Consider the following 20,135-nt stretch of genomic DNA (forward strand, 5'->3'; position numbering starts at 1 on the left):
GCTCGCGGTCGCCGCCGCGGTCGCGGTCGTCGCCGTCGCGCCGGCGGGCCCGGAGGGGACCCCCGCGCCCGGTGCCCCGGTCACGGCCTCGCTGCCCGCGATCACGAGGATGTCGGCGGAGGAGGTGCTGGGCCGGGCCGCCCGTGCCGTCACCGACCTGCACCCCCGGGACGACCAGTTCATCGAGGTCAGGTCGCAGACCATGTACGGCGCGTTCGGGGGCGGGGGCGTCAGCGAGGGCGCCGGGCAGGCCGAGCCCGAGACCCGGTACCTGTACCGGAGCAGGCGCACCATCTGGCTGTCCGCGGACGGCACCCGCCCCGGAGCGCTCAAGATCGAGTATCTGGCGCCGCGCGCCTACCCCGGCTGGCCGATCCCGGAGGAGGCCCACCGCCAGCAGGGCACGATGTGGGCCCTGCTCCCCGCGTGCGACCAGACGAAGGAGACGGCGTACACGCATCTGAAGGGGCTGCCGTCCGACCCTGACGGGATGCGGGCCTACCTGTACGGCAGGAACCCGGGCGACAACCCGCCGGACGTGGCCGCCTGGACGGCCGTGGGCGACCTGCTGCGCGAGAACTACCTCCCCGCGCCGCAGCGCGCCGCCCTGTTCAAGGCCGCCGCCACCATCCCGGGCGTGACCGTGACGGATGACGCCGAGGACGCCGCGGGCCGCACGGGCATCGGGGTCGGCCGGGTGTCGAACGGCGTCCGCGAGGACATCGTCTTCGACCGCGGGACGTACGAACTGCTCGGCGAGCGCGGGATCGTCGTGGACGAGAAGGAGGCCAAGGCTCCCCTGGGCAGCCTGGTGGCCTCGACGGCCCAGCTCGAGGTCACCGTCGCCGACGTCGCCCCGAAGGTCGACGACCCGAACACCGGCTGCGGCTGACCGCCTCCGGCATCAGGCGCCCGCTCCCCCGTACGCACGGAGGGGCGGGCGCCGCGCTATGGGCCGGGCCGGCCGGTCAGGCGCACTGGTCGAGCATCGCCGCCTTGTCGGCCGCGGTCACCGGGAGGTCGTACTTCAGCGCCACCTGGGCGAACCGCACCGCGTAGGCGCACCGGACCGCCCGGCGCGGCGGCAGCCACGTGGCCGGGCCCGAGTCGCCCTTGGCCGAGTTCTGCGGCCCGTCGACCGGGATGAGGTTGAGCGGGTCGTTGGCGATCTGCTTGCGCTTGGCGTCGCTCCAGCGGGAGGCGCCCATCTGCCAGTCGTACGACAGCGGCATGACGTGGTCGATCTGGACGGACGAGGCCTCCTGCTTGGTCCAGTCGATCGTCTTGCCCGTGTACGGGTCGTACAGGGTCATCGAGACGATGACGCAGTCTGACCCCTCGCGGTACTTGACGTCCTCGCCGTCGCGTTTGAGCAGGTCGTTGCGGGTGTCGCAGCCGTTGTGCGCGTACGGCACGCCGTCGGCGTTGTCGGCCCATGCGTACCCGAAGTCCTCGCGGTCGTAGCCCGTCTTGGAGCCGCGGCCCTTCGTCGGCACCTTCTCGATCAGGTCACGGCCGTCGGAGCGGTCCTTGTCCGACGTGATCGGGGCGAGGCCGGGCTTGGTGCCCTCGGGGTTGTCCAGCGGGTTGGTGCCGTGCCCGTTCCCGCCGTCGCCGCCGCCTTTCTCGCCGCCCTTGGCGGAGCCGTGCCCGCTCTGGTCGACTCCGAGGTCCTGCACCGGCCCGCATCCGGCCAGCAGTGCCACCGCCACGGAGACCGCCGCGACCGCCCGGGATCCACGCCCGCCCACAGCCACCCCTAGGTAAAGAAATATCCTACCTAGATATAGCAAAGTGCCAAGTAACGGCAAAGAAGGCGCGCCAAAGGCTCGAAGCGGATATGTCCCCGCGAGGGGCGCGGCCGTGTCTGGACTGAGGAGCGCGCGGGAGCGCAGCGACCAGAGCGCGACGAGGGAAGACGCGGCCTAAAGGGCGCCCCGAGCCCGCCGAGCCGAAGGCGAGGCAAAGTAAGCACGGAGGGGCGCGGCCGCCTCTGGACTGAGGAGCGCGCGGGAGCGCAGCGACCAGAGCGCGACAAAGGCAGCGCCCATGGCGCGCCTCCGGCACGACCACATGGCCAAAAAGGCGCCCCGAGCCGCCTCGCCGAAGGCGAGGCAAGGCAGGCACGGTCAGGCGGGGATCCAGTCCTGCCAGACGATCTTGTTGGCCTCGACCCACTTCTGGGCGGCGGCCTCGTCGGACATCTTGTTGACCGCGATGTCGTAGGCGACCGAGTTCTGGTCGTCGTTGGTCCACACGAAGTTCTTGATGAGCTCGTACGCGTTGCCGCCCTGCGACGCGAACTTGGTGCTGACGATCTTGTCGAGGAGGTACGGCGGGTAGTCGCAGGCGACCTTCTTGACGTCGGTGTCGCACCCGATGGCGTACGGCGGCAGGTTGATCTTGACGAGCTTGAGCTGGTTGAACAGCCACTGCGGCTCGTAGAAGTACATGAGCAGCGGCTTCTTGTCCTGCGTGGCCTTGCGGGCGGCGTCGATGAGCGCGTCCTCGCTGCCCGAGTAGACGACCTTGTACGGCAGGCCGAGGTTCTTGATCAGGGCTTCGTCGTTGGTGACGTACGACGGGTCACCGGCGAGGAACTGTCCGAGGTTGCCGCTCTTGTCGGTCTTGAACAGGTCGGCGTACTTCTTCAGGTTCTGCCAGTTGGTGATGTCCGGGTACTTCTCGACCATCCACTCGGGGACGTACCACCCGATGATGCCCTTGTTGCCGTTCTCCCCCGCGGTGACGGCGACCTTCTTCTGCTCGATGTACTCCTTCTTCAGCTCCGGGTGGGCCCAGTTCTCGATGACGACGTCGACCGTGCCCTTCTCGAAGCCCTTCCAGGAGTCCGCCTCGGCGGCCTTGACCAGCTCGACCTTGTAGCCGAGCTCGTGCTCGAGCAGGTAGGCGATCACGGCGTTGCTGGCCTCGTCGCCGACCCAGGGGTTCACGGCGAGGCGCACGGTGCCGGACTTGGACGCTCCCTGGTCGGCCTCGTCCCCGGTGCCCCCGCCGCTGCAGGCGGTCATCACCATGGCGATCGTCAGGACCCCGGCAAGGAGACGGACCCTCATCATCTGACCTCATCTGATGTCGTACGGGCGGCGCGCGGGCGGCGGGGACCGCCGCGACACCGGCTGAGTATTCCACAACCGGACCGGGTCGATCGGCCGCGCGGGAAAGGAGTGCGGACGACCGACCCGGGTCACGGAAGGATCACTTGGGCATCCAGGCCTGCCACTTGGTGGGGTTGGCCTCGACCCACTTCTTGGCCGCGTCGTCGGCCGACATGCCGTTGTTCGTGATGTCGTCGGCGACCGCGTTCTGGTCGTCGTTCGTCCACGAGAAGTTCTTGACGAGCTCGTACGCCTTGCCGCCGGTGTCGGCGAACTTCTTGCTCACGATCTTGTCCAGCTCGTACGGCGGGTAGTCGCAGGCGACCTTCTTGGGGTCGGCGTCGCAACCGGCGGTGTAGGCCGGCAGGTTGATCTTGACGAGCTTGATCTGGTTGAACAGCCACTGCGGCTCGTAGAAGTACATGAGCAGCGGCTTCTTCTGGTCGGTGGCCTGCTTGGCCGCCTTGATCAGCGCGGCCTCGCTGCCCGCGTAGACCACCTTGTAGTCGAGCTTGAGGTTCTTGACGAGGGCCTCGTCGTTGGTGACGAAGGAGGGGTCGCCGTCAAGCAGCTGGCCCTTGCCGTCGGACTCGGAGGTCTTGAACAGGTCGGCGTACTTGTTCAGGTTCTTCCAGTCGGTGATGTCCGGGTACTTCTGCACCATCCACTCGGGGACGTACCACCCGATGACACCCTTGTTGCCGTTGGGGCCGGCCTCGACGGCGATCTTCTTCTCGTCGATGTACTTCTTCTTGAGGTCGTCGTGACCCCAGTTCTCAATGACGACGTCGACGTCACCGGACTCCATGCCCTGCCAGGACGGCTCCTCGTTGAGCGTCACCTTCTGGACCGTGTAGCCCAGCTCGTGCTGGAGGAGATAGGACACGACGGCGGCGCTGGCCTCGTAGCCCACCCAGCCGTTGATGGCGATCTTCACGGTGCCCGCGGCGGACGGGGCGGCCGAGCCGCTCGCCGCCGCGCTCGGCGCCCCCGCCGCGTTGTCCTCGACCTTGGCTCCACCGCACGCCGCGGCGCTGAGCCCAAGGACGAGCACGCCGGCGATCAGGCCTAACTTCTTCATGCGTTCCTCTTCTTGTGGGGACTGCGGCGCCCGTCGGCGCCTTGCGTGATCCGGTCGAGCATGATTCCGAGCAGGACGAGGGCGACGCCGGCGGCGAGGCCCTTTCCGTAGTCCTCCTGTTGCGCGATACCGGCCACGACGTCATAACCGAGGGCGCCCGCACCGACGAGCGCGCCGATCACCACCATCGCCAGGGTCATCACGATTCCCTGGTTGGCCGCGAGGAGCAGGGAGCTCCTCGCCATCGGCAGCTGGACCTTCCACAGCAGCTGCCGTTCGGTCGAGCCCGCCGACCTGGCCGCCTCCACGACGGTCTGGGGCACCTCCCGCAGGCCGTCCTCGACCAGGCGCGCCACCACGGGCACCGCGTAGATGAGGGACGCCATGATGGCGGTGAAGCGGCCGTTGCCGAACAGGGCGACGGCGGGCAGCAGGTACGAGAACGACGGCATTGTCTGGGCCGCGTCGAGGAACGGCCGCAGCACGGCCGCGAACCGTCTCGACCGCGCGGCCGCGACGCCGAGCGCCAGCCCGACCGCGATCGTGATGACCGAGGCGACCAGCACGATCGTCAGCGTCTCCATACCGTGCTCCCACAGGCTCAGCGCGGCGATGGCGACCAGGCAGGCCGCGGCGACGACGCCCGCCCGCGGCCCGCTCAGCCACCAGGCGAAGGCCAGCACGGCGAGCGTGACGAGCCACCAGGGCGCGCTGGTCAGCGTGTTCTGCAGTGGGTTGAGCAGCCCGTACGCCACGGCGTCGTTGAGGAAGCCGGTGAAGCCGTACCAGTTGGCCTCGATCCAGTCCACCACATCGTTGATGGGCCGGACGATCTGGATCTCCCACTGCTCGGGGAACTCCTGCGCCAGCGCCGGGGTGAGGGCGAGGCCGACGACCGTCAGCAGGGCGAACCCGCCCCACCGTACGGCGCGGGCTCGCGCCCTGGGTCTCGCGGCGGCCCGGGTGATCCGGTCGAGCACGATGGCGATGAGGACGATCGCGATGCCGGGCACCAGCGCCGCGCCGACGTTCACCCGGGCGAGGGCCTGGAGGAGGTCCACGCCGAGGCCGGGGGCCGCGATCAGCGCGACGAGCGGGACCATCGAGAGGGCGGCCGCGATCGTCTGGTTCACGCCCAGCATGATCGTGTTGAGCGCCATCGGCAGCCGGACCTTGCGCAGCGTCTGCCACCGGGTCGCGCCCAGCGACTCCGACGCCTCGACCGCGGTCGGCGAGACCCGCTGGATGGCGAGCGCGGTGATCCTGATCGCCGGGGGGATCGCGTAGATCATCGTGGCGATCGTGGCCGACGCCGGCCCGATGAGGAACAGCAGCACGATCGGGGACAGGTACGAGAACGTCGGCATGATCTGCATGACGTCCAGCACCGGCGTGACGATCCTCCGGACGCGGGCCGAGCGGCCGGCCCAGACGCCTATCGGGATGCCGATGACGAGCGAGAGCGCGACGGAGCTGAGCGTGAGGGCCAGCGTCTCGACGCTCGCGTCCCATTTGCCGAGCACGCCGATGGCGCCGAACCCGGCGACCGACACGAGCGCGATCCGCCAGCCGCCCGCGAGCCAGCCCAGGCCCGCGGTGAGCCCGATCAGCCCGGGCCAGCCGAGCGCGACCAGGGCCGCCTGCAGCGCCGTGTACAGGTCGGCCACGAACAGGCGGATGTAGTTCAGCACGAACAGGAAGATCGGGCTGCTGTTGCGATTCTCGTCCACCCAGTCGCGGACGTCGTTCAGGTGGTGGAACAGGCGGGCGTCGTCGTCGTGCGGCAGCGTGGCCGTGTCCTTGAAGGCCAGGTAGAGGACCACGACGGCGACGACGCCGGCGACCGGCGGCGCCCAGCGGGCGAGCCGCCTGCCGCGGGGCGCGGCGGGGAGGGGCGGGGCCATCTGCACGGGCGCGGACACCACTACGCCTCCCCGGGGGCGGCCGCCGCCGCGGCGGGCGCGTCCTGGTGCTTGACCGCGCCGAGCAGGTCGACCCGGTCGACGACGCCGACCAGTTCGCCGCCGGAGACCACCCGGATCGGCCGGGCCGAGGCCATGGCCGCGGGAACCGCGTCGTGGATCACCGTGTCAGCCGGCAGCTCGGGGCCGTCCAGCGGCTCGTCCGGCTCGGGCGTGCGGCAGATCCAGCGCAGCGACAGGACCGTGGACTTCGGCACGTCCCGGACGAAGTCGGCCACGTAGTCGTCGGCGGGCGCCCCCACCAGTTCTTCGGGCGTCCCCACCTGGACGATCGCGCCGCCCCGCATGATGGCGATGCGCTCGCCGAGCTTGAGCGCCTCGGACAGGTCGTGGGTGATGAAGACCATCGTCTTGCCCACCTCGCGGTGCAGCCGGATGACCTCGGCCTGCATGTCGCGGCGGATGAGCGGGTCGAGCGCGCTGAACGGCTCGTCGAACAGCAGGACGTCGGGGTCGACGGCGAGCGCCCGGGCGAGGCCGACCCGCTGCTGCATGCCGCCGGAGAGCTGGTCGGGGTAGGAGTCCTCGTGGCCCTGCAGGCCGACCAGCGACAGGATCTGCGCGGCCTTGTCGTGCCGGGCGGCCTTGCCGACGCCCTGGATCTCCAGGCCGTACGCCACGTTGTCGACGACCCGGCGGTGCGGCAGCAGGCCGAAGTGCTGGAACACCATGCTGACCCGGTGCCGGCGCAGGTCGCGGAGCTGGGCCGGCGACATGCCCCGGACGTCCTGCCCGTTGATGGCGATCTCGCCCGCCGTGGGCTCGATCAGCCGGGTGAGGCATCGCACCAGGGTCGACTTGCCGCTGCCGGACAGGCCCATCACGACGAAGACCTCGCCGGGACGGACCTCGAAGCTCACGTCCCTGACGGCGGCGGTGCATCCCGTCTTCGCCCGGAGCGCGGCGGGCTCAAGGGCGGCATCGGGGCTTCCGATGATCCGGTCCGCCTTGGGGCCGAAGATCTTCCAGAGCCCGCGAACCTCGATCGCGGCTGTGCCCACTCTGATTCCCCTCACTTGGCGCTGGCCCGTGAGGCGGCGCGGACGCCCGGAAACGCCACAGCACGGCGGCGGGGCTCGCACCCGGACGCCGTGGATGAAGAGCGGGGGGCCAACGACTCCTCAGTGGGCACACGCACAGGCGTTGCGCGATGCGCAACACACGTCCTGTTTGACAACAGTGATGAGGCTAGGCCCGGAGGCCCTACTTATGGTGAAAAATTCCGCCTAATCTCCATATCGTGACCGTCCAGTGATCTTTGTAACCTCCTGGACTTCAAGTAATCAGGATTCCGCCATCAACGGGGATGATCGCGCCGGTCACGTACGACCCGGCGTCGGACGCCAGGAAGATCGCGGCGGCGACGAGCTCCGCAGGATCGCCGACGCGGCCCATGAGGACGCGCTGCTCCCGCATGCGGTCGAGATACCCGTTCGGATACTGATCGGTCATCTCGGAGGCGAAGAAACCCGGTTCGAGGCAGTTGACCCTGATGCCCCTGCGGCTCGTCCACTGCTGGGCCAGGTCCCGGGTCAGCCCGGTGAGGGCGGCCTTGGACGCGCTGTAGGCCGCCTGCGGCAGGCCGGCGGTCGTCCCGCCGAGCACGCTGCCGATGTTCACGATGGAGGAGCCCGGCCGCATCACCCGGGCGCAGGCCTGCGCCATCCAGAACGCGCCGTGCAGGTTCACGTCGACGACGTGGCGGAACTCCTCGGGCGTCTCCCGTAACGCGGGGACGGCGGTGCCCACACCGGCGTTGTTGATCAGCACGTCGACGCCGCCGAGCCCGGACACGGCCGCCTCCACGAGCGCGGAGCAGTCTTCGGGCGCCGTGACGTCGGTGGGGACGGCGACGCACCGGCGGCCGGCCTCCTCCACCAGCCGCCGGGTGCGCTCCAGGCCCTCGGCCCGGCGGGCTCCGATGGCGACGTCGGCGCCGGCCTCGGCGAGCCCGCGGGCGAACGCGACGCCGAGGCCGGAGGACGCGCCCGTGACGACGGCGACCTTGCCGTCCAGCCGGAACCGGTCCAGGATCACGCCGCCCTCCCCGCACGCCACCGCCGCCAGGCCGCGCGACGCCGGCCTCGGCTCAGAGGCCGTACTCCTTGGAGATCCGCTCGTGCCGCTCGGCCTCGATGCCCACCTCGCGGGCGAGGTCGAGCCAGGCAAGCGGGTGGCTCCACTGCTCGGTCACGTCGTCGAGCACCGCGTCCAGCTCGGCCGGCCGGCTGCCGGGCGGGATGGCGATCCAGCCGAACACCCCGGGCAGCTGCTCCCCCGTGGCGGGGTGGGTGACGCGGTAGTTCTCGTCGCTGTAGACCCACATGGGCCAGCCGCGCTCGGCCAGCACCTCGTTGAACTCCGTCCACTCCTCCTCGGAGGGCGCGGCGCCGTCGAAGAACCAGCTCGTGTAGCCGCCAGGTCGGAGCATCGTCACCCCGGCGAACGGGACGACGAAGCTCTCCCGCTCCTTCGGGTCCTCAGGGATGGGCTCCAGCGGACGCGGGTCGATCACGACGACGTCGCCCGCGTTGTACTCCATGCCTCGCGGCTGCGGGATGGCGAGGCGGGCGGTCGCCGGGCCCGTACGCACGGCGAGCACCTCGCGCTGGCTGCCGTCGGGGGCCGGGAGGATGGTGCGGATCAGGTGCCACTCCTCCTCGATCGGGCCCTCACCCGGCTCGATCGGCATGCCGAGCTTGGCGGCGGCGACGCGGACGGTCGCCCAGTCCTCGACGGCCGTCGACAGCACGATGAGCCGCCAGACGTCCTCCTCCTCGCCCTCGCCGGAGTCGAGCAGCGGCCGGATGATCTCGGCGGCCTTCGCGTTGTCGCCGAGCTGCTGGACGGCGCCGGACCACAGGCGCCGGCCCTCCAGCGACGGCTCGGCCGCGACGGCGGCCTCCGCCTCGGCGGCCGTCTCCTCCCAGCGCTCCCGGGCGCGGTGGAGACGGGCGCGGGCGAGGTGTCCCGCGGCCGCCGGGAGGCGCGCGGCCAGCTCCTCCACCCGCTCGTCCTGGCCGGCCTCGATCAGCAGGCCGGTGAGGTAGGAGATGTCCTCCTCGCCCGCCTGCGCGGGGTCGGCGTCCTCGGCCAGCGTCTTCCAGTAGAGGTCGGCGCCGGTCGCGGCGTACCCGAGGAAGCCCAGCGTGGTGGTGTGGCGGCGGGTCGCCTCCAGGTCGGTCCCGGACAGCGGCCACAGCCAGCCCACCCACCGCTCGGGGTCGGCCGTGCGGCCGTCGGCGGCGTCGAAGTAGGCCACCAGCTCGTCGGTGGGCCCGGGGGCGGGCAGTTCCGAGGCGCGCTCGACGGCGGCCCGCAGCTCGGCCACCCGCTCGGCGAGGCCCTCGGTGGAGGTCAGGTCGGCCAGCACGCCCTCGGCGTAGAGGGCCAGCAGACGGGCCTGCCACAGGCCCTGGCGGGCCACGGCCAGGTGCCCGGCGGTCAGCGCCAGCTCGAAGCGGGCGCGGTGGCCGCCGATGGTCTCGAAGTAGGTGATCCACTGGCGCAGGATCCGGCCCAGCTGCCAGGTGTTGGCGATGGAGCCGCTGGAGGCGAGCAGCCGGACCGTGCGGCCCCACTCCACCCACTCGCGGGGGTGGTCGCCCACCACGTCGAGGTCGGGCAGCGCGTCGACGGCCTCCTCGGTGCGGCCGAGCGTGGCCAGGACCAGCGACCGGAGCAGCGCCTCGCGGCGGCCCTTGGCCACCGGGTCGTCGGGCTTGAGTCCTGCCGAGGCGTCGAGGGCGGCCAGCGCGTCGTCCGCGCGGCCGGCGCCGAGCAGCGCCCGCGCCGATGCGGCGCCGAGCTCCCAGCCCGCCTCACGGCCGGCGCCGCGCAGCCGCTCCACCGCGGCCTCCGCGTACGCCACGGCCTCGCCCGCCTGCCCCGCGTCGATCAGGGCCAGGACGTACTGCGTGGCCAGGCCGGAGAAGGCCAGCGAGTCGGGGCCGACGCCGTCGAGGGCTGCGCCGAGCGCGGCCAGCCGGGTGCCGGCGAAGCCGGGGCCGTCGGTGTTCGCCTGGGCCATGGCCAGGACCTCCACCGCGCCGGGCGCGGCGGGGCAGTCGCGGACGTCGTCACGCTGGGCGAACTCGACGAGCGAGGCCGCGTCCTCCAGCGCGACCGCGCCGTTGGCTCGGTCGCCGACCCGCCCGAGCAGGTGCCAGTAGCGGGCGAACAGCTCCAGCCAGGGCTGCCCCAGGCTCTCGGCGTGCTGCGCGACGGCGGGCGCCACGACGTCGAGCTGGGCGTACCGGCCCTCCAGCGCCTGCCCGGGCACGTCGCCGAGCGCCATCGCCAGCCCCGTGTTGCCGGCCTCGTGCAGTTCGCGCTGGGTGCCGCCGACCCAGGCCCAGATGTCCACGTCCATGAGAGGCCAGTCTGCCAGTTGCGCGACCATGACCCAAACAGCGCGCCGCCCGGCCGCGTCGCCCGGGCGGTCGTCCCGTACGACGGGGGTGGACGGGTCAGCGCGCGGCGGCGGCGTGGAGGGCCTGTGCGAGCAGGTCCACGAGCTCGGCGCGCCCGGCCGGAGGGAGGACGGCGTAGGCGGCGGCCATGAGGTCGTCGGTCAGCTCCTCGGCCCGCGCCCGGCGCTTGACCTCGTCGGGCGTGGGCTCCGGATACGGCTCGGGCCAGGCGAGGAACCGGGCGGCGTCGGCCCCCCGGACGTGCGTGGCCGGTGTGCCCGCCGCGGGATCCCCCGCCAGCGTCGCGACCAGCGGGTCGACGCCGTACGCGATCACGGCGGTGGCGTGCCGGGCGCCCCTCAGCTCGCGGACGAGGTGAAGGAGGTGGGCCGTGAGCGCGGGGCCGGACGCGGGCCGGGGCAGCGCCCGCCACCCGGCGAACAGCGGCGCGCCCAGCACGTCCGATCCGTCGGCGACGGCGGCGAGCAGCGCGGAGAGGCGGCCGGCGCCCTCGAAGGCGCCGAGCCTGCGCTCACCCCAGGCGTGGCAGGCGGAGGCGTACAGGCGCACCGCCTCGTCCACGGGCAGCCTCCGGCCGCCCTCCCACGACTGCTCGACGTGGCCGGGCGGGAAGAACACGGCGGCCGCCACGACGACGCCGGGATCCACCTCCCCGAGGACGCCGCAGCGCCCGCGGAAGTACATCTCCCTGGGGCCCAGGCCGGTGCGCTCGCACAGCGCCTTGACCTCCCTGGAGATCATGAAGCCGCCGCCCAGTGCGCCCACCGCCGCCTTCGTCGCCACCGCCGCGTCACGCGGGTCCATGCGCCCTCCACCTCGGTCCACCGTCCAGACTCAGCCTGGCCGATCAGAACAAGGTTCTGCAACCCTCCGGGGAGGTGGGGAATCGCGGGTCAGAGGACGGCGGGGAACTCGCCCGAGGCGACCAGGACGGCCGGGCCGGCCAGGTGGCTGGTGCGGCCGTCGAAGGTGACGGACACGGTGCCTCCCAGGACGTGGACCGCCCAGGTGCCGGTCTCCTCCCCCGCCGCGCGGGCGGCGGCCACCGCCGTGGCCACGGCTCCCGTTCCGCAGGACCGGGTCTCCCCCGAGCCGCGCTCGTGGACTCTCATGGAGACGGCGTGGTCGCCCGCCGGGTTGATCAGCTCGACGTTGACGCCGTGGGGGTAGGTCGCGCGGTCGTACCCCGGCTCCACGGCCAGGTCGAGCCCGGCCACGGGGTCGTCGATGAGGCAGGCCAGGTGCGGGTTGCCCATACTGACGTTGAGGCCGTGGTACTCCCGCCCGCCGACGACGGCCGTGGAGGAGCCGAGGACCCGCGGCGCGCCCATGTCCACGCTCACGTCCCCCGCGGCGCCGAGCCGGACGCGCTTGATCCCGCCGCGGGTGGCCACGCCGAACTCCCCGGGGGCGGCGAGACCGGCGTCCACCAGGTAGCGGGCGAACACGCGGACGCCGTTGCCGCACATCTCGGCGACGCTGCCGTCGGCGTTGCGGTAGTCCATGAACCACTCGGCCTCGTCCGCCAGGCCGGCCGCCTCGGGGTGGACCTTGCTGCGGACGACCCGCAGGACGCCGTCGGCGCCGATGCCGGCCCGCCGGTCGCACAGCGCGGCGACGGCCGCCGCGGACAGGTCCAGCCGGCCGTCGGCGTCCGGGAGGATGACGAAGTCGTTCTCGGTGCCGTGGCCCTTCACAAACCGCATGTCACCGAAGTCTAGAGTCACCCGCGCCGACCGCCGCGAGCGCCCGCTCCACGAGGTCGGGGGCGTCGAACGGCAGCCAGACCACGCGGGGGTCCCGGCGGAACCACGACTCCTGCCGCCGGGCGAACCTGCGGGTGGCCCGCACCGTCTCCTCCCGGGCCTGCTCCTCGGTCCACTCGCCGTCCAGGAAGCGCATCACCTGGGCGTACCCGAGGGCGCGGCCGGCCGTCCTCCCCTCGGCGAGGCCCCGCGCGGCGAGAGCGCGGACCTCGTCCACCAGCCCGGCCTCCCACATGCGCGTCACCCGGGTCTCGATGCGGGCGTCCAGCAGGGGTCGCGGCACCTCCACGCCGATCTGCACGCTCTCGTAGACCGCGTCGTACGACGGCATCGTGGCGGAGAACGGCCGTCCGGACAGCTCGATCACCTCGAGGGCCCGGACGATCCTGCGGCCGTTGCTCGGGAGGATGTTCGCGGCGGCGACGGGGTCGAGCGTCGTCAGGCGCTCGTAGAGGGGGGCGGGGCCGGTCTCGGCCAGCTCCTTCTCCAGGCGCGCCCGGACGTCCGGGTCGGTGCCGGGGAACTCCAGGTCGTCCAGGGCGGCCCGGACGTAGAGCCCGGACCCGCCGGCGAGGACGGGCACGACGCCGCGCGCCCGGAGGTCCTCGATGAGCGGGCGGGCGAGCCGCTGGTACTCGGCCACGCTGGCCGTCCGCGTGACCGGCCAGATGTCGAGCAGGTGGTGCGGAACGCCCCGCCGCTCGGCCTGGGTCAGCTTGGCGGTGCCGATGTCCATGCCCCGGTAGAGCTGCATGGAGTCGGTGTTGATCACCTCGCCGCCCAGCCGGAGCGCCAGCTCCACGGCCAGGTCGGACTTGCCGGCCGCCGTGGCGCCCACGACGGCGATCACCGGTAACTGTCCCACGCCTTCCAGTGTCCCAGCGTCCGCGAGGTCACGGGTCCCGGCCGCCGCGGGATCACAGGTCCCAGTCGAGCGTCGGCGGGAGGTGGCCCTCCAGCGTGAGCAGCCAGCGCTTCGACTCCACGCCGTCGCCGCCGCTGAACCCGCCCAGCCCGTTGCCCGCCACGACCCGGTGGCACGGCACGATGATCGGGACCGGGTTGCCCCCCATGATCGCTCCGATGCCGCGCGCCGGGACGCCGGTCCCGCTCCTGGCCGCCAGCTCGCCGTACGTGACGACCGATCCGTACGGGACGGTGGCGTGGAGGGTGCCGAGCACCCGCCGCTGGACGTCGGACATCAGCCGCCAGTCGACCGGGACGCGGAACTCCCGCAGCTCGCCCCGGAAATAGGCGTCAAGCTCGGCGCGGGCGGCGGCCGTGCGCCCCGGGTCGTCTGCGACGTCCATACCGAGCCGCTCGACGAGCCTCGCCCGCACCCGTGGGCCGTCCCGGAACGCGGTCGCGGCGACGCCCTCCTCGGTGACGGCCGCCAGGACCTCGCCGAGCCTCGTCGGCACGCTGCCGAACGCCACGGTTCCCGTCATGCCTCCATTGTCCCGCTCATCCCGGCCCTCCGGCGCCCGGGGCGGACAGGGGGCGGGGATTTCGCGGGTAGGGTGGCCGCGTGCTGGTCGCCGCCGCCGTCTGCCCGCATCCGCCGCTGATCGTCCCCGAGGTCGCCGGAGCCGCCGCCCCGGAGTTGGACGGGCTCCGCTCGGCGTGCGCCGCGGCCGTGCGGTCCCTCGCCGAAGCGGATCCCGACGTGCTGGTCGTCGTCGGCGGCGCCGACCGGTCCGCCTCCTATTCGGGGGACGCGGCCGGGACGCTCAAGCCGTGGGGCCCGGACGTCCGGGTGGGCGCCGGCGATCCCGTCCTGCCTCTGTCGCTCACGATCGGCCGCCTGCTGGCCGAGCCGGCGTTCCCGGCCGGGCTACCCGAGCTGCGGTTCGAGGCGATCGCCGCGGACGCCTCCCCCGCCGCGTGCGCCGAGCTCGGCCGCCGCGTCGCCGGGTCGGCGGCGCGCGTGGCGATGCTCGTCATGGGCGACGGCTCCGCCCGCCTGACCGAGAAGTCCCCGGGGTACGTGCACCCGCACGCCGCGCCGTACGACGCCATGCTGGCCGCGGCCCTGGGCGAGGCCGCCGCCGACCGGCTGGCCGCCCTCGACCCGGCCGAGGCCGCCGAGCTGTGGGTGGCGGGGCGGGCGGCGTTCCAGGTCCTGGCGGCCGCCGCGCACGACGCGCCCCCGGTCGCGGGCGAGCTGCTCTTCCACGACGCGCCGTACGGCGTGGGCTACGCCGTCGCCCGGTGGACCTGGTGACCTGACCCCGCCGCGGCCGGCCGGCCGATCGTGGGAACGCCGGTCAGCGCCGGCCCTGGGGTGTGGTGTCAGCCCAGGGCTTCACCGCGGGCCGCCACAAGGTCGCCGCGTGGCCGCCCCCGTGCCCGATCCTGTGCCCGCCGCTGTGTCCGCCGCGGCGCTCGGCGTGACCTCCGCCGTGCCCTCCGCCGTGACCGCCGTGACCGCCGTGCCCGCCGTGACCTCCATGCCCGCCGTGACCCGCGGCGGGCTGGGCGCTCATCACCGCCGACGGCGCGACCCACGGCGCAGCCGACAGAGTGACCCGCCGCGCGACCGACGGCACGGCCTGGGCCGTCGATCCGTCCCGGACGCCGGGCGGGACGACGAGGAGCGCGGCGCAGAGCGCGCCGGCCGCGCCGTCCGTCCACCACGGCACCCGGCCCCGCTGCCTCATGATGCCTGCCTTGCAGTGACCTCCCTCTCAGCATCCACCCGCGGGCCGAGGACACCCCCGGCCTCCGTGGGCGGGATCTCCCTTCTCGTGGCCGGCCGCTGTCCGAGCGTGCCGTTGGGGCGCCGCGCGCCGCGCCGCCCCCGCCGCCGCGCCCGCCCGCCGAACCCGACGGAACGGATGCCGCCCGGCGCCTCCACGAAAGATCTATCTGCTCGCCCGTTTCGGCACCGGGACGCGCATGAGGTCGCGGGCCAGGACGACGTCCCCGTCGTACGCCTTGCGGACCTCCTCGGTGAAACGGGGCTCGTCGGCGAACGTGTAGCGCTCGGAGAAGTGCGTGAGCACCAGCCTGCGCACCCCGCACGCGGCCGCCACCCGCCCCGCCTGGGCGGCCGTCAGGTGGCCGTACTCGGCCGCCAGCGCCGCCTCCTCCGACAGGAACGTCGACTCGATGACGAGCAGGTCCACGCCGTCGGCCAGCGCGAACACCGCGTCGCACAGCCGGGTGTCCATCACGAAGGCCGCGCTCTGCCCCGGCCGGGGTGCGCTGCAGTCCTCCAGCCGCACCACCGAGCCGTCGTCGAGGGTGACCGCGCCGTCCCGCTGGAGCACGCCGACGGCCGGTCCGTTCACCCCGCGCCGGGCCAGCTCGGCGGGCAGCATGCGGCGTCCCGCGGGCTCGTCGAGGCGATAGCCGTACGACTCGATGGAGTGCGACAGGCGGCGCGCGGTGAGCGCGACCGGGCCCGCGGGCAGCCGCGCGGACTCTCCGGCGACCGGCAGCGGCGTGATCACCGACGTGTCGCCGAAGGAGGTGGCGTGGCGCAGCCGCTCCCAGTAGGCCTCGCCCACGGCGGGGAAGACGGCGCGCACCTCGTGCGTCACCCTGTCGCGGGCGATCCGCTGGACGACCCCGGGGACGCCCAGGCAGTGGTCGCCGTGGAAGTGGGTGACGCAGATCCAGGTGAGGTCGTGGGCGCTGACGCCCGCGTGCAGCATCTGCCGCTGCGTCCCCTCGCCCGGGTCGAACAGGAACCCCTCGCCGTCCCACAGGAGCAGGTAGCCGTTGTGGTTGCGGCGCCTCGTGGGCACCGCGCTCGATGTGCCGAGGACGACGAGTTCGCGAAGGGACACATCGCAGATGCTAGGCAGGCGGCGCCCCGGCCGCCCGTGCCGGGGTTCAGGGGCCGTCGTACGGCAGGAGCCGGATCCGGCTCCCGGCGTCGTACGGGACGACGAGCGTGCCGCCGCCGCGCCAGACGCGGGGCCAGCGGGGGCCGGTGGGCCAGTCGGCGGGGATCAGGAACAGCCGGCCGCCCGACTCCGTCAGCAGCCGCAGGTGCCGGTAGCGGTAGAGGTGGCGGCGGCCCTTGGCCGGCGGCAGCCGCGTCTGCGTCACCCCGGCGAACTCCGGGCCGAGGTCGAGGGGCTCGGTGGTGTCCAGCACGACCTCGGGACGGGCGGCCAGCCCCGCCACGAAGTCGGCGGCGCGGCCCCTTCCGTACGCCACCGCGTAGCTCGCGCTGGCCCAGAACAGGCTTGCGACCGCCAGCGAGACCACGGCGACCGCCGCCGCCCGCTCCAGGAGCCGCTGGCGGTGGGCGCGCCGCCAGGTGACGAGCCACCGGCCGTACGCGGCCACGAGGGCGCCGGTACCCAGACAGACGGGGCTGGTGCCGGGGGTCTCGGTGGCCGCGACGTCGGGGACGAGCGTCCCGAGCGCGCCCCGGGCGACCAGGACGAGCCCGGCGGCCAGCAGGGCCCATCCGGTCAGCGTGAGGACGCGTCCCCGCCCGGCGGGGGCCGCGCGCTCACGCCGTACGAGCCGGGCGAGTTCGACGTGCCCCCACAGCCCGAGCAGGGCCGCGAGGAACAACGCGGCCAGGGGGAACCACAGGGCCTCCGAGCCGTACAGGAGGACGGCCCGTGTGGACAGGTCGAGGAGGTCCAGGTCGAGGCCGAACTCCGCGAACCGCCGGCGACCGGCCACGTAGCCGAAGTAGAAGAGCAGGCCGACGGCGATGCTGGGCGGCACGGCGCCGATGCCCACGGCCTGGGCGAACGACGCCAGCCTGCGTTCCAGGGAGCTCGGCTGGGCGCCGCCCTCGTCCTCACGGCCGCCGGCGTGCTTGTGGTCCCCCGCACGCCCGCCTTCGCGGCCCCCCGCGCGCTCACCGTTAGAGGCACCCCCGCGCCCGCCCACTCGCTCGGCCTCACGGCCATCCGCGTGCTCGGTGTCGAGAGCCGTCCTCGGCGAGGCCACGCCTCCGGGCCGCGCGCCGGGCTCGTCCTCCGTCACCGGCTCAGCCTCCGCCGGAGCCGGTGGGAGTGGGCGCGATCGCCGGGTCCGGCGCCACGGGATCGGTGGACGGAGGCGGCGTGGCCGCTGTGTCGCAGGGTTCGCTGGAGACGCCCGGCGTGTACCCGCCCGCGCAGTAGTAGAGCGTCACGCTGTACCCCCACGTGACGGTCACCGGTTCCGACTCCGACGGGGCCGCCTCGTCCGGGAGGCTCTCGCACGCCGGGGTGTCCCGGCCGGTGCACCGCTGCTCCAGCGTCACCTCGAGCCGGGCCGCCGAGTCCGCGTCCCCCCGGCCGTAGAACATGAGCAGGCACACCGGCCCGCCGGGCGCGAGCACGGAGCCCTCGCACGGCGAGGCGACCGGACCCGGCGCGGGGCACAGGACCGCCCCCGATCCGAGTGTGAAGACCCCCGGAACGTCCTCGGCGAGGTGCAGTCGCACCACCCTGGCCGTCCCCAGGCTCTCGGCGGACAGGGTCAGGCACAGCGTCCCCGGCGAGTTTCCCTGCGGCGCGCTGAAGTCGCCGTCGAGCGTCGGCCCGGAGGTGAGCGTGTAGCGTCCGGGCCGCCCTCCCCCGCCGCCTGCCGCGCCCCCGCCCTGACCGCCGCCGGACGGGGAATCACCCTCCGAGCCCTGCTCGCCGCCGGCGGCGGCCGAGCTCATCGCGGCCACGGGCGTCGAGGCCCCGCCGTCCGCGTCCTCCTCGCTCGGATCGCAGCCGAGAAGGGCGGCCCAGGCGAGAGCCGCGACGAGCAGCACGGCGTGCACACGCGTCCGCGTCGATCCCATGCCGCGATCGTGACGCCGGGGAGACGGGACGGCATGAGTACCCCCGTACTCAAAAACCGCGCGCTGCGGGCGTATCAGGCGAGGACCTCGAAACTCCTAAGGGGCATGGAGGAACCACGGGGAGGGTGGCCCTTCGGCGGACGGCCGGAGGAGCTCGTTCTGGTGCGCGACGGCCTCCGCGGCGGACGACGTGGCGCCGTCGTCGCGGGCGCGGCGGGAACGGGGAGGAGCCGTCTGGCGGCCGAGGCCGTCCGCCGTCTCCCGCACGCCTGGGTGACCGGCACCGCCGAGGGCCGGTCTCTGCGCTTCGGCGCGTTCGCCCACCTGCTCCCGGGGACGGCGGCGGACTCCCTGAGCCGGGCCGTCGAGGCGATGCGCCCCGCGCGCGTGCTCGTCGTCGACGACGCCCATCTGCTGGACGAGGCGTCCGCGGCCCTCGTGCACCACCTGGCCGCGCAACGGCGCACCCGGCTGCTCGTGACGGTCCGGTCGGACGAGGCGGCCCCCGAAGCGGTGGCGGGTCTGTGGCGGCGGCACGTCCTGCCCCGCCTCGACCTCGGCCCGCTGTCCGCGCAGGAGACGGGCGACGTCCTCGCGTCCGCCCTCGGCGCGCACGTGGAGGACCTCACGGTTCGGCGGCTCCACCGGCTCAGCGGCGGGAACCCGCGGCTGCTCCGCGAACTCGTCGCCGCCGTACGGGAGGCCGGCGGCCTGGAGCGGGTCCGGGGCGTGTGGCGATGGCGGGGCGAGGTGCCGGTGACGGGCGCCCTGCGGGAACTCGTGACCGCCATGATCGGGGACGTCGGCGAGGCGGAGCGGGAGGCGCTCGAACTCGTCGCCTTCGCCGAACCGCTCTCCCTGCCCACGTCGCCCGCCCCGGCGGCCGGCGCGGCGGGCCCGTCCGTGGCCGTGCTGGAACGGCTGGAGACACGGGGTCTCCTCCTGTGCGACGACGACCTGCGGGTACGGCTGGCCCACCCGCTGCTCGGCCTCGTCCTCCGCGCCGGGGTCGGGGCGTTGCGCGCCAGCCGCCTCGCCCGTACGGCCGGGGCCCGGCCGGCGGCGCACGCCGAGACCGAGGCACGGCCGGCGGCGAACGCCGAGACCCCGCCGCCGGTGGCGGACGCCGAGACCGAGGCACGGCCGGCGGCGAACGCCGAGACCGAGGCACGGCCGGCGGCGGACGCCGGGATCGGCGCGGGGCCGTCCCTCGCCGTGGGACGCCCGGGCGGCGGCCGGGACCTCTCATTCGGTCCGGCGCTGGCGGCCCAGACCGCCCGGATCACGACGCTGGTGTACGCCGGGCAGATCCCGCAGATCACGCCGGGGCTGGGGGAACGGCTCGCCGAGGACGACGAGGGCTGGGACGAGCCCCTGATGGCGGACTTCTGCGCCCGTCGCGCCTGGCTGGCCCGGCTCCGCGGCGAGCTCCGCGAGGCGGTGGCGTGGAGCGGCGAGGGGGTGCGGCGTTCGCCGGCGCATCGGCCCAGCCTCGCCGAGCTCGCGTGCGCCTCCGCCCACCTGGGCGACGTGCGGGCGGCGGAGGACGCCCTGGCCCGATGTGGTGACGACCCCTCCGCCCGCGCCTGGGTCCTGGCCGCCAGGGGCGACCTCGCCGGCGCCCGCCGGTCCGCGCTGGAGGCCGTGCAGGTGCGCCCCGGCCCGGAGGCGAACCTGCACGGCGCCCAGCCCGGGGGCTCAGGGTCCAGGGCAGAGGCCGCGCGCACCGGGGTACCTCGTCCCCGGGCCGCCCTCGATGGGCCGGTGGCCCAGGCCGCGGAGTGGCCCGGGACGGCCGGCTCCGCCGATCTGTTCGCGCTGCACGACGTCGCCCGGTTCGGGGCGCCGGACCTGGTGGCCGGGCGGCTGGCGCTGCTGGCCGACACCGTGCGGGGCGACCTCGCCCCCGTCCTGGCCGAGCACGCGGCGGCGATGGCGGCCGGGGACGCGGCGGCGCTCGACAAGGCCGCGCGGCGGCTGGCCGACCTGGGCCTGCTGCTCC

The 20,135-nt window shown here is 73.9% G+C and carries 17 protein-coding genes; 3 read left to right on the plus strand and 14 right to left on the minus strand.

The window, feature by feature from the left end:
- The coding region (locus MPTA5024_RS11490) for a CU044_5270 family protein (protein WP_051457949.1) at positions 1–892 on the plus strand (892 nt) is incomplete at its 5' end.
- A 76-nt stretch (positions 893–968) separates the two neighbouring features.
- Here the strand turns inward: MPTA5024_RS11490 and MPTA5024_RS11495 are convergent.
- From MPTA5024_RS11495 to MPTA5024_RS11545, 11 genes are all read right to left on the minus strand, one after another.
- Positions 969–1,751, minus strand: a complete 783-nt coding sequence (locus MPTA5024_RS11495) for an HNH endonuclease family protein (protein WP_036322325.1) — start codon at positions 1,749–1,751, stop codon at positions 969–971.
- A gap of 378 nt (positions 1,752–2,129) precedes the next feature.
- Entirely contained in the window at positions 2,130–3,080 is a 951-nt protein-coding gene (locus MPTA5024_RS11500; protein ID WP_036322328.1) for an ABC transporter substrate-binding protein, read from the minus strand.
- Positions 3,081–3,219: 139 nt separating this feature from the next.
- The gene (locus MPTA5024_RS11505; RefSeq protein WP_036322330.1) at positions 3,220–4,200 is read right to left on the minus strand and encodes an ABC transporter substrate-binding protein; all 981 of its coding nucleotides are present in this window, start codon (positions 4,198–4,200) and stop codon (positions 3,220–3,222) included.
- A complete protein-coding gene (locus MPTA5024_RS11510) occupies positions 4,197–6,122 on the minus strand; it encodes an ABC transporter permease (RefSeq protein ID WP_036323975.1) in 1,926 nt (641 codons plus the stop codon). The genes MPTA5024_RS11505 and MPTA5024_RS11510 overlap by 4 nt, the downstream gene beginning before the upstream one ends.
- A 2-nt stretch (positions 6,123–6,124) precedes the next feature.
- Positions 6,125–7,183 carry a quaternary amine ABC transporter ATP-binding protein gene (locus tag MPTA5024_RS11515; protein WP_332310607.1) on the minus strand — a complete coding sequence of 353 codons (1,059 nt, stop codon included), beginning with the start codon at positions 7,181–7,183 and terminating at the stop codon, positions 6,125–6,127.
- 274 nt (positions 7,184–7,457) lie between these two features.
- Positions 7,458–8,219, minus strand: coding sequence for an SDR family NAD(P)-dependent oxidoreductase (locus MPTA5024_RS11520; RefSeq protein WP_232326399.1), 762 nt, complete (start codon positions 8,217–8,219; stop codon positions 7,458–7,460).
- A gap of 52 nt (positions 8,220–8,271) precedes the next feature.
- A complete protein-coding gene (locus MPTA5024_RS11525) occupies positions 8,272–10,554 on the minus strand; it encodes a hypothetical protein (RefSeq protein ID WP_036322332.1) in 2,283 nt (760 codons plus the stop codon).
- A gap of 97 nt (positions 10,555–10,651) precedes the next feature.
- Positions 10,652–11,419 (minus strand): SCO6745 family protein, encoded by a 768-nt coding sequence (locus MPTA5024_RS11530; RefSeq protein ID WP_036322334.1) that lies wholly within the window; start codon positions 11,417–11,419, stop codon positions 10,652–10,654.
- 89 nt (positions 11,420–11,508) lie between these two features.
- Positions 11,509–12,321, minus strand: a complete 813-nt coding sequence (gene dapF / locus MPTA5024_RS11535) for a diaminopimelate epimerase (protein WP_036322336.1) — start codon at positions 12,319–12,321, stop codon at positions 11,509–11,511.
- A gap of 1 nt (position 12,322) precedes the next feature.
- Entirely contained in the window at positions 12,323–13,246 is a 924-nt protein-coding gene (miaA, locus tag MPTA5024_RS11540) for a tRNA (adenosine(37)-N6)-dimethylallyltransferase MiaA (RefSeq protein ID WP_036322338.1), read from the minus strand.
- 52 nt (positions 13,247–13,298) lie between these two features.
- Positions 13,299–13,829, minus strand: a complete 531-nt coding sequence (locus MPTA5024_RS11545; protein ID WP_036322340.1) for a methylated-DNA--[protein]-cysteine S-methyltransferase — start codon at positions 13,827–13,829, stop codon at positions 13,299–13,301.
- 80 nt (positions 13,830–13,909) lie between these two features.
- Here MPTA5024_RS11545 and MPTA5024_RS11550 point away from each other — a divergent pair, with 80 nt between their 5' ends.
- Positions 13,910–14,605: a hypothetical protein gene (locus tag MPTA5024_RS11550; protein ID WP_036322341.1), complete on the plus strand. Its 696-nt coding sequence runs from the start codon at positions 13,910–13,912 to the stop codon at positions 14,603–14,605.
- Between the two features lie 640 nt (positions 14,606–15,245).
- Here MPTA5024_RS11550 and MPTA5024_RS11560 read toward each other — a convergent pair.
- Genes MPTA5024_RS11560 through MPTA5024_RS11570 form a run of 3 tightly spaced genes read right to left on the minus strand, consistent with a single transcriptional unit; the run spans position 15,246 to position 18,133 of the window.
- On the minus strand, positions 15,246–16,175 hold the full coding sequence (locus tag MPTA5024_RS11560) for a ribonuclease Z (protein ID WP_036322342.1): 930 nt from the start codon (positions 16,173–16,175) through the stop codon (positions 15,246–15,248).
- A 46-nt stretch (positions 16,176–16,221) separates the two neighbouring features.
- On the minus strand, positions 16,222–17,340 hold the full coding sequence (locus tag MPTA5024_RS11565; protein WP_051457952.1) for a hypothetical protein: 1,119 nt from the start codon (positions 17,338–17,340) through the stop codon (positions 16,222–16,224).
- Positions 17,341–17,344: 4 nt separating this feature from the next.
- A complete protein-coding gene (locus MPTA5024_RS11570; protein WP_036322343.1) occupies positions 17,345–18,133 on the minus strand; it encodes a hypothetical protein in 789 nt (262 codons plus the stop codon).
- 162 nt (positions 18,134–18,295) lie between these two features.
- On the opposite strand from MPTA5024_RS11570, the gene MPTA5024_RS42065 reads away from it, so the two are divergent.
- On the plus strand, positions 18,296–20,135 hold a 1,840-nt coding region (locus MPTA5024_RS42065; protein ID WP_232326400.1), incomplete at its 3' end, for a hypothetical protein.

Origin of the sequence: Microbispora sp. ATCC PTA-5024 (assembly GCF_000511135.2) — a bacterium.
In the GTDB taxonomy this organism is placed as follows: domain Bacteria; phylum Actinomycetota; class Actinomycetes; order Streptosporangiales; family Streptosporangiaceae; genus Microbispora; species Microbispora corallina.

What these genes read in the sequence shown, in the direction of transcription:
- MPTA5024_RS11570 (WP_036322343.1), bottom strand. Translation starts at nt 18,133, where the DNA reads ATGGGATCGACGCGGACGCGTGTGCACGCCGTGCTGCTCGTCGCGGCT.
- dapF (WP_036322336.1), bottom strand. Translation starts at nt 12,321, where the DNA reads ATGCGGTTTGTGAAGGGCCACGGCACCGAGAACGACTTCGTCATCCTC.
- MPTA5024_RS11505 (WP_036322330.1), bottom strand. Translation starts at nt 4,200, where the DNA reads ATGAAGAAGTTAGGCCTGATCGCCGGCGTGCTCGTCCTTGGGCTCAGC.
- MPTA5024_RS11545 (WP_036322340.1), bottom strand. Translation starts at nt 13,829, where the DNA reads ATGACGGGAACCGTGGCGTTCGGCAGCGTGCCGACGAGGCTCGGCGAG.
- MPTA5024_RS11500 (WP_036322328.1), bottom strand. Translation starts at nt 3,080, where the DNA reads ATGATGAGGGTCCGTCTCCTTGCCGGGGTCCTGACGATCGCCATGGTG.
- MPTA5024_RS11525 (WP_036322332.1), bottom strand. Translation starts at nt 10,554, where the DNA reads ATGGACGTGGACATCTGGGCCTGGGTCGGCGGCACCCAGCGCGAACTG.
- MPTA5024_RS11530 (WP_036322334.1), bottom strand. Translation starts at nt 11,419, where the DNA reads ATGGACCCGCGTGACGCGGCGGTGGCGACGAAGGCGGCGGTGGGCGCA.